This window comes from Marinovum sp., from assembly GCF_034669705.1.
GTDB lineage: Bacteria > Pseudomonadota > Alphaproteobacteria > Rhodobacterales > Rhodobacteraceae > Marinovum.
On record NZ_JAXMOR010000029.1, the window covers coordinates 1 to 12608 of the forward strand.

At 63.6% G+C, this 12608-nt stretch carries 10 protein-coding genes and 2 pseudogenes; 5 read left to right on the forward strand and 7 right to left on the reverse strand.

The genetic code is table 11. The features are described 5' to 3' along the window. From VOI27_RS17535 to tnpC, 4 genes and pseudogenes are all read left to right on the forward strand, one after another. Positions 1–315, forward strand: a pseudogene (locus VOI27_RS17535) (hypothetical protein); the annotation flags it as partial. 105 nt (positions 316–420) lie between these two features. Next, a complete protein-coding gene (tnpA, locus tag VOI27_RS17540) occupies positions 421–789 on the forward strand; it encodes an IS66-like element accessory protein TnpA (RefSeq protein ID WP_323766898.1) in 369 nt (122 codons plus the stop codon). Then, complete coding sequence (gene tnpB, locus VOI27_RS17545; RefSeq protein WP_323766900.1) at positions 786–1133, forward strand: IS66 family insertion sequence element accessory protein TnpB; 348 nt, start codon at positions 786–788, stop codon at positions 1131–1133. Before tnpA ends, tnpB begins: the two co-directional genes overlap by 4 nt. Positions 1134–1193: 60 nt before the next feature. Continuing rightward, positions 1194–2816, forward strand: a pseudogene (tnpC, locus tag VOI27_RS17550) (IS66 family transposase). A 268-nt stretch (positions 2817–3084) separates the two neighbouring features. On the opposite strand, the gene VOI27_RS17555 reads toward tnpC, so the two are convergent. From VOI27_RS17555 to peaA, 7 genes are all read right to left on the reverse strand, one after another. Further along, a complete protein-coding gene (locus VOI27_RS17555) occupies positions 3085–4086 on the reverse strand; it encodes an AraC family transcriptional regulator (protein WP_323766901.1) in 1002 nt (333 codons plus the stop codon). Positions 4087–4259: 173 nt separating this feature from the next. Continuing rightward, entirely contained in the window at positions 4260–5963 is a 1704-nt protein-coding gene (locus VOI27_RS17560) for an ABC transporter ATP-binding protein (RefSeq protein WP_323766903.1), read from the reverse strand. After that, on the reverse strand, positions 5960–6613 hold the full coding sequence (locus VOI27_RS17565) for a S8 family serine peptidase (RefSeq protein ID WP_323766905.1): 654 nt from the start codon (positions 6611–6613) through the stop codon (positions 5960–5962). Before VOI27_RS17565 ends, VOI27_RS17560 begins: the two co-directional genes overlap by 4 nt. Beyond that, positions 6613–7698, reverse strand: a complete 1086-nt coding sequence (gene peaD / locus VOI27_RS17570) for a quinohemoprotein amine dehydrogenase subunit beta (protein WP_323766907.1) — start codon at positions 7696–7698, stop codon at positions 6613–6615. Before peaD ends, VOI27_RS17565 begins: the two co-directional genes overlap by 1 nt. A gap of 5 nt (positions 7699–7703) precedes the next feature. Beyond that, positions 7704–8030 carry a quinohemoprotein amine dehydrogenase subunit gamma gene (qhpC, locus tag VOI27_RS17575; RefSeq protein WP_323766909.1) on the reverse strand — a complete coding sequence of 109 codons (327 nt, stop codon included), beginning with the start codon at positions 8028–8030 and terminating at the stop codon, positions 7704–7706. Further along, positions 8027–9523, reverse strand: a complete 1497-nt coding sequence (gene peaB, locus VOI27_RS17580) for a quinohemoprotein amine dehydrogenase maturation protein (RefSeq protein WP_323766912.1) — start codon at positions 9521–9523, stop codon at positions 8027–8029. Before peaB ends, qhpC begins: the two co-directional genes overlap by 4 nt. 12 nt (positions 9524–9535) lie before the next feature. Further along, the gene (peaA, locus tag VOI27_RS17585; protein WP_323766914.1) at positions 9536–11092 is read right to left on the reverse strand and encodes a quinohemoprotein amine dehydrogenase subunit alpha; all 1557 of its coding nucleotides are present in this window, start codon (positions 11090–11092) and stop codon (positions 9536–9538) included. A 230-nt stretch (positions 11093–11322) separates the two neighbouring features. Here peaA and VOI27_RS17590 point away from each other — a divergent pair, with 230 nt between their 5' ends. Further along, the gene (locus VOI27_RS17590; protein WP_323766916.1) at positions 11323–12573 is read left to right on the forward strand and encodes a pilus assembly protein CpaD; all 1251 of its coding nucleotides are present in this window, start codon (positions 11323–11325) and stop codon (positions 12571–12573) included. The last annotated feature ends 35 nt before the right edge of the window (positions 12574–12608 follow it).

Genomic DNA, 12608 nt, shown 5'->3' on the forward strand with positions numbered 1-12608 from the left:
AAATCCTCCCGCCCTCCCTGTCGCCAGAAAGGGCAAAGGTGGACGACTTTTACGCCGCCCGCAGCGGGTTCATCCCGCCGCTACCGTGGCCGACTTTTGCACCGCCGTTCTCAATGGCTACTCTACGAAGCCGCATCGACCATTCTGACTCGTGTCTCAGCTGCAAGCAGCTTGCGCACTTGGGGTCTCGGGCTGCGCGAAAGGGTCGGTTTCAAACGCGCCGCTGTCGCCGTGGCGCGCAAGCTCGCCGTGATCATGCATGCGATGCTGAAATCTGGGGAAGTCTTCGATCCAAAGATAGGCTCCGCTACCTGAACCCAAAGTAAGCACCCGATTGAAGCCGCCTGCCTGGCGGCGGGGTTCTGAGCTAAGACACGTGCATAACGACGTCCTTAACGACGTGTCTTATTCGGAGGTGTCATGCTGGGCGAGGTTCTGGGCGTTGAGCGGCGCCGGCGGTGGAGCGATGACGAGAAGCTCGAGATCCTGTCGGAGGTCGGCGTCGGCGGTGCGTCGGTAACGCAGATCGCGCAGCGCCACGATATCACGCGCTCCCAGATATACGGCTGGCGGCGTGATCTGAAGAAGAAGGGCCTGTGGTCGCCGGATCGCGGGGCCGTTTTCCTGCCGGTGGATTTCAGCGCGGCTCAGGCGCCGGCAAGCGCATCCGCGCCGTCACGGTCTGGCCATGTAAAGCTGCGGCTGAGCAACGGCCGCTGCCTGAGGTTCGACAGCGGCATGGATGGAGAGGCGCTGACCCGGTTGATCCGGGCGGTGGAAGCGGCATGATCGGACCGGGAACGGGCGTTCGGGTCTACTTGGCCTGCGGGACCACCGACATGCGCAAGGGGATCGCCGGTTTGGCCGCGCTCGCTCAGGACGTCCTGCGTCAGAACCCGGCGTGCGGCGCTGTCTTCGCGTTCCGTGGACGACGTGGAGATCGGCTGAAGCTTCTCTACTGGGACGGCCAGGGGTTCTGCCTATACTACAAGGTTCTGGAGCGGGGGCGCTTCCCTTGGCCCGCCGCCGGAGACGGCGCCGCGAGGCTGACCTCGGCGCAGCTGGCGATGCTCTGGGAAGGTATCGACTGGCGCCGTCCGGATTGGGGAGCGCCTCCCGCACGGGTGAGCTGATACTTCGCCTAAACGCCTTGTTTTACTGGCTATTAGTCGTGCGCAATGGTAGGGTCGCGCATGTCCGAGACCTCCTCCCTTCCGCCGGATGATCCTGCCGAGTTGCGCGCGATGATCGCCGCGCTCGAGGCCGAGAACGCGGCCATGCGGGCGGAGACGACAAGGCTCACGGCCGTCTTGAAGGCACACGAAGCCCTCGTTCAGGCGCTCCAGATCCGGATCGCCAAGCTCCAGCGGCAGAAGTTCGGTGCAAGCTCGGAGAGGATCGAGCGCGAGATTGAACAACTGGAACTGGCCCTCGAGGCGCTGGAGGTCGCGGCTTCCGCCGCCCGGGAGCCCGAGGAGGAGCCGGAAGCATAGCCCGCTGTCGCGGAACCTGCTTCCACGCGGCGCAAACCGAAGGTCTCGGAGGCAACGTCCCGCGAGCGCATCGTGCTGGATCCCGGCGATGCCTGTCCCGCTTGCGGGGGCGAGTTGCGGCTCGTCGGTGAAGACATGAGCGAGATCCTCGAACTGATCAGCGCACGGCTGAAGGTGATCGAGACGGCGCGCCCGAAGAAGTCTTGCCGGAGATGCGAGAAGATCACCCAGACCCCGGCGCCTGCGCGGCCGATCCCGCGCAGCATGGCGGGACCGGGCCTTCTGGCGCACATCCTCGTCTCCAAGTTCGACGATCATCTCCCCTTGTATCGACAGAACGAGATCTTCGCCCGCATGGGCGCGGAGATCCCGGCCTCGACACTCGTCGACTGGTGCGGCCAAGGCGTGCGGGTGCTCTCTCCGCTGGTGGCGCGGATCAGGGCTGACGTGATGACCGCCGACCGCCTCCATGCCGACGACACCCCGGTGCGAGTGCTCGACCGCTCCAGGCGGCTCGAGGGTCTGGGTAAGGGCGTGAAGGAGGGCCGGATTTGGACCTACCTCCGGGACCGGCCATGGGGCGGGAAAGCGCCGCCCGGCGTCGCCTACGTCTTCTCACCGGACCGGAAGAGTGTGCATCCGCACCGCCATTTGGCCGAGTTCAGCGGTGTCCTCCAGGCGGACGCCTATACGGGCTTCAAGGCGCTCTACGAGCCCGATGCCACTGGCGCGGTGCGCATCCGCGAGGCGGCCTGCTGGGCACACCTGCGCCGGGACTTCCACGATGTCTGGACCGGCACCAAGTCGGAGATCGCCCGGGAGGCGCTGGACCGTATCGGCGCGCTCTACGACATCGAACGCGAGATCACCGGCTGCTCCGCCGAAGAGCGGCGACGTGTCAGGCAGACTCGCACGCGCCCGCTGGCGAAGGAATTCAAGGCGTGGTCGGAGGCCCAGCTCGGCCGGGTCTCCGGCAAGAGCGCACTGGCCAAAGCCTTTCGCTACGCGCTCCGCCGCTGGCCCTCCTTCACGCTCTTCTTGGAGGACGGCCGCGTGGCCATCGACAACAACCCGGCCGAGCGTGCGATCAAGCCCGTGGTGATTGGTCGGAAGAATTGGCTCTTCGCCGGGGCCGATGCCGGGGGTGAAACTCTCGCGGAGGCCATGACGATCATCGAGAGCGCAAAGCTCAGCGGACACGACCCCGAAGCCTATCTGGCAGAGATCCTTGCCCGCATCGGAGATCACAAGATCAATCGCCTCGACGAGCTGCTGCCGTGGAATTGGGTGCCGCAGTCCAAAGAGGCCAAGGCCGTCGCTTGAGCTGCGGTCCTTACCGGCCGGTTACAACCCAAACAGATAGCGTTCAAAACCAGAACGCATGATCTGTCCCTGCCGGGACGTGGGCCGGGTCATTCCGTTGATGGGGTTGCACCGTCCATCAGAACGAGTGCGTCATCCACATTGAAGACCCCCCGCGAAGCCCCAACATGCGGCGGCCCAGTGCCGACCGCGGAGACAACCATGCATCCGGCAGGCGCATTTCAAAGCGCAAAGGGATTGACGCAGCAACAGCGATTAGACAACCGCATCAGTTCAGCGACAGACCTTCAGCGCCTTTTGAGCGCAGCTCACTGGGGGGATGGCCGGCAAACTTCGAAAACGCGCGAGAAAAGGCCGTTTGATCCGAATACCCCAACAACAATGCAATCTCGCTCAGGGGAAGCTTCGTACGCGATAACAAGGCGATGGCAAACGATCCCCGACACTCTTCCAGCAGAAGCTTGTACGAAGTCGCCTCTTGCGACAGGCCCCGTCGGAGTGTCCGTTCGGACATGCCCAGTTCCATGGCGACCGCGTTCTGGTTGACCGTCGCCTTGCCCAAACGACTGAAAACCCGCTCGCGAACCTTGTCGCTGACGCTGCTGTTGCGTTGGCGCGCCTTTAATTGGGACAGCACGTCACACCATTGGTCGCCAAACTCGGTTCTTTGAGTTTCGCGGGGCTGCGGGTTTGGCAGAGACATAACTTCGGAAGGGAAAACCAGATAGTTTTCCAGCCTGCTGAACGACGTCCTGCAGAACAGTTGATGCGCGACGGCATGACCACCCCGATCCATCTCATGCTCGAAGCCCACGTGCGAAATGGCCGAAATCGGAACTTTGAACCGAGTGAGGATGGAAAACAGAAAGGCTATCGTGATCTCTGCGTCTCCTCGGCGTGGCCATATGCCGGGATCAAGGACGCGGTAATTGATCCGGGCCTTGTCTTCGGAAATGGTCATCACAAGAGAGGAGTTGCTTTGCACCAGCGGGAAAGCCTGCGTGAATTTCTGCAGGGCGATGCCGAGGGTTGGCGAGCCAGACAGGATGGTTCCCAGAGCGCCGAAGCTTTCGAAGGACAGGTTGTCGCCCATATGCCAGACGCCGAGATCATCTTGGCGCCGGATGTTTTCCAGCAGGCTCGCAAAATCGGCCAGCTTGATCGGCTCGTTTCGGTGAGACAGCTTTCCAACGTCAGGGGCCGAGGAGAAGACACAGCTTGCAAGCGCCAGATCAATAACCGAATTGGGTAGCGGTTGGCACTGTTGCATCTGACATCCCATCTATGAGCAGGCCCCGGCGTTGCAAAAACAAGCGCTGACCAAACATACCTGAGGCTTGCCGCCATCCCAAAGGATTTTTGCAGGCCTCCGCCGCAGAGCCTTGCCGGTGAAAGAATACCGGACGGGATGACATGTCGAGCTTGTGGTCGGGGCCACAGGGGTCATCCGGAGAATTCCAGAGAAGATCCCGTCGGTTTCAAAAGGGTCTCCGGTTGGCGGAGCGTGATGATCTGATCAAACGTCTGCTGCCGGACCGGCCCGGAATGCGCGACAAAGATCACCAGTCGGTCGATCAGACGAACGCGCAGATTTCCGAGGATTTTTGCACAGCCGGCCGCATCGATTTCGGACAGGCTTTCATCAAGAATGACCACCTGCCCCTGCCGCAACAGGGCCCGGGCAAGGGCCGTGCGTTGCCGCATGCCGCCGGAGAGATTGTGGCCGGTTTCATGGAGAGGTGCGTCCAGACCGCCTGTCGCCCGGGCCCAGTCTGCCAGCCCCACGTCAGCCAGGACGTCCCAGAGCTCTTGTTCGGGTGCGGCGTCTCTTCCCAGCAGCAGGTTGTCGCGCAGGCTGCCTCGAATGAGGCACGGGCGCTGCCCGACGTAGGTTATGGCGGCCCGTCTGGACGTGAGGCTCATGGCGCTCACCTCTGTGCGATCGATGCAGATCCGGCCCTGGCGCAACGGCGCCTCGCCCAGGAGTGTTGAGAGCAGACGGGACTTTCCGATACCCGATGGACCATCAATCAGCACAATCTGCCCGCGCTGCAGATCTGCGTCGATCGGGGCATGCGTGCCCTGAACGCTTCGGGCCTGCATGAAAGAGATCCGATTGATTGGCGAAGGGACAGGGGCGCCCACGTCGGGGTTTTCCACGGTCTTCATCACATCGCCCAGACGCGCAAGGGCGACGCGCACCCGTGCCTGAGCATGATAGAGCCCCAGCAGATTTCGCAGGGGACCAGACATCATGGTCGCATAGGCGAGAAAGGCAACGAGCGCGCCGATTGGCCATGCCCCGGTAATCACCAGCCATCCCCCCACAAGCAGGACGGCCGACCGGACCGAGGCTGCAATGATCTGGCTGACCGCCCCGACCGATTCGGACCACAATCGCTGTCGCCGCTGGACGTTGAACACTCCGCTTTGCAACCTGTCGAACCCCGCAAAGCGCGAGGTGGCGCCCCCGATCGGACGAAGCCGGGCCAGCTGGGCGAAGCTCTCCGCAAGCTGTCCGTTGAGACCGCCCCGCTGTTGGCGCACCTCTTCGGCGCGGGCCTGCGTGCCGGGGCGCGCCCAGCTCAGGAACCAGAGCTCAAAGGGCGTGGCAAGAAGCGGCAGCATTGCCAACCGCCAATCGAGCAGAAACATCAGGGCGATCCCACCGGTCAGGCGGAATACCGAGGTGACTGCGACGAGCAGACTGTCGAACAGGAACTTCTGGATTTCCGCCGTATCGGAGTCGATGCGAACCTGCGTCTCTCCGACGGTCATCTCGGGGGCGGTGGCGGCTCGGTTCAGGGCCGCGTCCAGCAGTTTCAGCCTCAAATCGCCGAGCATCGCTTGCGACGCGCGCATGTGCTGCATGGCCGAGATGATGCCGAAGCCGACAGTGGCCAGCCCGATGGCAAAACTGACACCGGCCCAGAACAGCAACGCCGGGAAGTCGCCGCCCATGATTCCCTCGTCGATCACGGCCTTGGTAACCATTGGAGTTGCCAACCCGGCCGCCGCCGCTGTCAGGGACAGGGCCAGCACCAGCAGGCCGCTGGGCAAAGCGCGGCTGAGCACCGGTGCAAGCCAGTCAGCATCGGCAAAGGTCCAGCGAAGGATCCGAAGGGAAAGACGCTCGCGGCGCCTCATGCGGTCCGCCTTTCAGGGCCAGAGAGGATTGCACGCTCTGCCAATGTCGCGCAGATCGCGTCGTGTTCACGCGGATGTCCGGCAAGAAACAAGGCGGCGATGTGACCGGTGATACGCGCCGTGCCGAGGCTGGCACCCCCCATGCCGCGCCGGCCGCGCTCTGGCGAATTGCACCACGCGCCATAGACGTCCGGACGCGGCACGGAGATGTCTGTCCAGCCACAGCGTGCGTCTCCGGTAGCGGCGATGACACCAGGATAGGCAGCGGGGTAAGGGCACTGCCCCTGGGCGGGGTGGGCGGAGACAAGGATGAGGCCGGCCTCCCGCGCCGCCTCTACCGCGGTCCCGAGGATGGCGCGATCCTTCGCCAGTCCAAGACTGAAGCAGACCAGATCGACGTCTCCCGAAGAGCGGAACCAGTCAAGCGCGGCCGCCACGCGCAGCGCAGAGGTGACCGGCCTGTCGTCGAAGACCTGCGCGTGGCGGAGCCTTGCACCGGGGGCGCCGCGCGAGATGGTCTGCGCCACGACCGTGCCGTGACCAAGCCGGTCGGGGCTGGCCTGACGGGGCTCCCCGTCAGGCCCGAAGGCTCTTGCGTCGGCGTGCGCGATCGTGGCCGGACCACTGTCTATGATACCGACCCTGACCATCACTCGTCGCGCTGGAACATGCGAACGCTGCCCAGCGACATCGAGGCACCACCCGGCATGTCGACCTGCCCCAGCCTTTCCAACGTGGCGGCGTCATAGGCCGCGAGGTCCGACAACGCGCCGCCCAGCCAGACCGTGTCCCCGTCTGGCGAGACGTTCACCGAGTAGTAGCTATGTGGCAGGGGAACCCGCTTGATCGGCGTGCCGGTCTCGAGGTCAAAGCTCTCCAACACGTTGTAGACACCGTAGGCGCGGCTGTGATCCGGGCTGGCCGCCATCGAGAAGTAGAAGACGTCCAGGGCGCGCACGTCGCGCATGTCCATCTCTCCATTTTCCCGATCAAGGGTGAGGATGCCGGTTCGAAAGGCTTCGGGATCCTCAAGGCTCATGTCGCTGCGCACGGTGTAAAAGGGTGTCACCAGCATCCCCGACGTCTCGAACTGGCTCCAGGCGTCAAGGATATCGGAGGGCAGATAGCGGTCTGTCTGCCATTGCTGCGTGGGGTATTCGTCGATCATCTCTCCGGTGGCCACGTCGAAGACGTGCATGGCGCGGCCAAGACCGTAAAGTCTGGTGCCGTCGGCAGAAAACATCAGCACCGTGATCTGCCGCGGCGCTTCAAAGCGGCGGATGACCTCAAGGCTGTCTGCGTCGAGCAAGGCAATGCGGGTCGGCTGAACCTCGAAATGGGTGAGGTGCAGCCGGGTCGGGGCTTCGTAGACCGCGAGGGTCTCACCGTCCGGCGACAGGTCGAGGCCGAACATGGTCTTGACCTGAAGATCGAAATCGCTCAGGTCCTGCCGCGCCACGGTCTGCCCGGACAGAAGGTCAACCTTGGCAATGCTTTCGGTCTTGTTGATGTTGACATAAGCGAAGCGTCCGGCGGCATCGACGACAGGGACGATAGGCGCAGGACCCGCGTCGTCCATCTCGATCACCTTTTCGACGGCCATCGCTTCAGCGTCGACCACCACGAGCTTGTTCGGCCGCACCGGCGCGATAAGGTAATCGCCCGCCTGCGCCGCAGCCCCGGAAAGCGCGATCCCTGCCGTCATCGCCAGTGTCAGGACTTTGTTCGGTTTCATCTCGCTTATCCTTTTGGCTCGGGGAAAACAGATTGCAGTTTGCGCCAGTCCTCGGTCACATTGGCGGCCCCGTCGGACCAGTTCGGGTAGGTATTGAGGGTGTCGGCGACCTGAGCGGGCCACCAACACGGGTCGGCGCAGCCGTAGAGGTCGGCTTCCATCGGCTGGCACAGGTTGGAAACCGCACCGAAGGCGTCGATTTCCCAACCCGGATCAAATGAGGTGGTGCAGCCGACAAGGCTGTTCATGGCGACAACCTCGTCCTGGCGGCCCTCGGCCTGGGCTTCGACAAAGGCCTTGGCCTTGGAATTGGCAGGCGTCAAATGCTTCATTGCACTGGTTCCTCGCTTGGGTTGGCTGGCTGTGGAGAAGGGGCTCCGGCCGCGACGGCGGCGGGCTTGCCTTGCCGCGGTTCGAGCTCGGTTCGGAAGAACCCCGGGTTTGCCTGCATGATGCGCACGTAGCTTTCGATGCCGAAATCGACCCAGTCCCGCATCAGATCGCAGTAGTGATAGACCGGTGCAAAGGCATCGCCCTGACGCGCATAGCTTTCGTGATAGCACCCACCCGCACAGATCGACCGGATGCGGCAGGTCTTGCAGCCGAAGTTAGATCGATCCTGCGCCGTCTCGATAAACTTGCCGAGTTTCGGCACATCAATGCCGGTCTGGACATTGCCGTAGGTCGGCTCGTCCGATCCGACAAACCGATGGCAGAGATGCAGGTCGCCCTCCTTGTCCACCGCCAACATGCCGAGGCCCGCGCCGCAGGGCACGGCTTTCTTGGTCCCCTGAGCAATGTCAGTCAGCAGCTGGTGCATGTTGGAGAAGCCGATATTCTCGCCGCGACAGGCCGCCTCGGTATAGCGGCGGCCGAGCGCCTTCATGTCCTCGAATACCTGCAAGAGCGCGGCATCGTCGAGGTTGAAGACCGCGATAGGACCCGAGGTCGCGGGGCCGAAGCCCACTTCCGCAAAGCCGAGGTCGTTCTTGAGGTGATCGTGGATGCCCGAAACATCGGTGACCCCGCGTGTCAGCGTCACGCGCACGCCAACCGGCCGCGCGGTGTAGCGCTCCAGCAGCATCCGCACCTTGCGCTCCACTACGTCATAGGTGCCCTTGCCGCCGACCGTCTTGCGGTATTTGTCGTGCAGCGCCTTGGGCCCGTCCATCGACACCGTGATGGCAAAGCGGTGCGCGTTGAACCAGTCGACCAACTCCTCGGTGAGCAGAGTGGCGTTGGTGGTCAGGCTGAAATCCACCGTCTTGCCCTCGCGTGCGGCGCGCGGCACCGCGTAGGCGACCACCTCGCGGATCAGCGGCATGTTCGACAAAGGCTCGCCACCGAAGAATACGATATTCACCCGGTCGCGATCCCGGGCCTGTTTCAGAAGCAGCTCGACGCTTTGGCGCGCAGTTTCAAATCCCATCTTCTCGCCTTTGGACGGCACGGCGAGGTCTTCTTTGTAACAGTAGGTGCAGGCCAGGTTGCAGCCCGTATTGACGTTGATGATGATCGTCGAGAGCGGGATCTCGTCGACCTTGACGATCTCGCGCGCCACCTCTGGATAAGCTGCGTCGCGCAGGATGTCGAGGTCGAGAAAGCTTTGCACGCAGTCGCTGAGTTCCGACGGTCGGTACAGGTGACCCAGGGCGTGCTGCATCTGTTCGGCGTCGACAGAAGCTGTGCGTTCGAACAGATCGAAGACCTCGCTCGAGACGTCGTCCAGCTCGAACAGAGAGCTGGAGGGCACGTGCATCAGCATCGCATGGCCGTCAACGTCGACCCTGTGGGCGTTGTGCGTAATGAGTTTCAGGTGTCCCATGATTTCAGCGCCTCATCTGATAGGTGTGTCAACAAAGCGCTGGACGGTCGCATAAAGATGCGCCTCGGCGGACAGCGGTCCATCGACACCGTTGTAGGTTGCGGTCACCCGCAGGTTGCCGGTGTTGTTCGTGCTCATCACGCGGTCGGGATTCGGCCCCGCTCCGCCGGGCATGAACAGGCCCGTGTCGTCCAGTTCGCCTGCGTATTTGGCATCCTCGATAGCGGCTGCGGCCTCGTCCCAATTGTCGAAGGACCATGTGACATCCACCACACCGACCTTCAGATCGTCCTCGGTGTCCGGCGTGCCGTCCGGTCCGTTGGTCCAGCCGTAGGCCTCGAACTGCGCGGGGACCTTCGGGATCGGCCCGCCGTTACCGCCGACACGTGCCATCGCCACCTCCGGCACCACGGTGATCCGGTCGATCCTGTCGTAGGCCACCAAGCTGACCGGGTCGGCGAACCCTTCCAGGCCAAGCGACAGCGCGCCGGCAACATCCGCCGTTACTGACAGGGTCAGGCTGTTGGCGCTGGCGGAAACCACCTCGGCCTTGACGCCTTCCGGCAGGACCGGCGCAGAGGTCAGGCCGCTCCCGGTCAGGGTCACCTCAGTCGCGACCCCTACAGCAACAGCGGCAGGCGTGATGCCGATGACCTGTGGCGCAGCCCCTTCGGCGAGCGCCGTAATTCGGCCCCCGGTGACATCCTGTGCGGCATGGAACCATCGTCCGGACAGGGTGTCTCCGCTCAGGGCCATGACCTGCCGGATCGTGACATCGCCGGAGGTCAGCGTCGCGCGCCACTCACCTTCACCATAGATCAGACCGCGACCGGAATACGTTTCGCTGCCATCGGGGTAGTCCAGCATCATGACAACGTCATAGCCCTCGTCGGCCGCCTGAAGCCGCATCTCGCCAGTATAATCGCCGCGACCGGGTTCACGGCCGGACAGCACATAGCGACCACTCAGGTCGTCAGAGACCGCTTCGGGTGCCTTGCCCAGTGGGTAGGTTTCACTCAGAAAGGCAAGGATGTCGGTCTGAGCCGTGCCCCACCAATCGCGATCGCGGGCGAGCGCCTGGTATTCAAGCGAAGGAAACTGGCCGAGGTGGAAGTTGATCAGATGCTCCCAATCCTCGCCTGTGCGCCGTTGCAGGGCGACCCGGGCGTAGGAATGGCAGCGTCCGCAGGTTTCTGTCATCTGCTGGTTGGGCCCGGCGTCGCTGGCGACCGGCTCCTTTTCCAGGATATAGCGGTACTCTGCAGTCTCCTCGACCGACAGGCCGCGGGTGTCGGAGAGGTATTTGACGACGGCGCGCCGTTCCTCGGCGGTCATTTCAACCCCGTGATTGCGCATCATCCGCACGACGGTCATGTCCCACGCTTCCGGCGTCTTGCGAACCGCGTCGATACGTTCGATGGCACCGTCATCCCTGGTGACGTGGCAACTTGTGCAGATGGTGTCGAAGACATCAAAACCGGTATCGCCCAACGCGGGACTGGCAAGGTTGCTCGCCAACAGCAGGCTGGCTGTACTGACCGTTCGGTATAGGCCGGACTTCGAAGGCATGACGGAACTCCTCTGGCTGGAAAAGGATCGTTTCCTTTTCCGGAAAGCTGGTATCCGCTCAGTGTAGGGAGGGTTTCGCCCCGCATTCTTGACATTTCCGGCCAAGTCGCGCGGCTTCGAGCGGCGGCGCCGATTTTGGCCGGAAATGTCATGACGGTGAGGATCGCGATGCGGTTATCTCTCGTTTAATGAGCACTCCGTCAAAAACAGATCGGGCCGGAGCCCCCGACATGATCGTCTTGGGAGGTGGTCCTGCAGGGGCAATCTCGGCCTGGCTTGCGGCCCGCGACGGCCTGCGCGTGCTGCTTGTCGATCCGCAACTCCGGTCAGGGCGACTCGAAGGGTTGAGCCCCAGATTGCACCAATGGTTGCAGACATCGGGCCTCGGCGACGGAGGCAGCGCGATGGGTCCGTTTCCGCGCCGCGTCGATTGGGGTAGCCAGACGTCCGGTGCAAACGGAGAGTATCTGCTCGACCGTGATCGCTTGAACTCACATCTGCAGACTGCAGCACAAATCGCGGGCGCGCAGATCGAAGCCACGACAGGCAGTCTGACCGGTCGCAATGTCACCCTGTCGGATGGCCGGAGTTTCTCAGCGCCCTGGATCCTCGATGCGCGCGGCAGGCGCAGTCACCGCGCCGCGCGGCACTCGGCCGGGTTCGCCACTATCTCTGTATGCGGCTGGTATCGCACCGCCCGGGACATGGACCCCGGTTGCGCGATTAGCGTCACGCCGGAGGGATGGGTCTGGCGGGCGACCTTGCCGGACGGGCGGGCGTGGGCACAGTTTACCTGTGACGCGCGCAGTCGCCATTCTCTGTCGGAACGGCTTTTGGCCGCGTTGCGCCGCGTCCTGCCCAAGACCGGAGACATCCGTCTGGTGACGCAACCGATGGGCATGGCCGCGACGCCGGTCCTCCCTGCTCCGGTCAAGGATCTGAGCTGTCTTGCGGTCGGTGATGCCCTCTCGGCGATGGACCCGCTTTCAGGACACGGAGTGTTCTGGGCCGTATCCAGTGCGCTGGCGGCGGCGGCCACCCGACGCACGCTGGTTGCACGCCCGGGCGCCGAGACCGAGGCCCTGTGCCGTCGCTACCTGGAGGAGCGGGCGATGGCGACCTACATGCGCAATGCGCGCGTGGGCCGGGATTTCATCCGCCTCGAAGAGCGCTACAGCGAACAGACCTTCTGGAGCGACCGCGCAGATTTCCCCGACGAGACGCCCTCGCACGAGACGGTCCTGCGCCCCGAAGTGCGTAAGGGGATTGTGGTGCGTGCGGGGTTGGTGGAAGAGATGGAGATGCTGCATACGCCGGACCACCCCGAGGGCGTTGGATGGTACGGGCCCGTACAGGCGGCAGGTCTTTGGCGCAGGATCAGGGCGGGCGCGCCGCGTGCCGCCGTCACGGCAGAACACGGCCCGGGGATCGCCTCGATTTATGACCAGCTTCGCCCGTTTGCTGCCAAGGCTTCCGCGTGATCGAGCATCGGTTCAGGGTATGAGCCCCAAGCAGC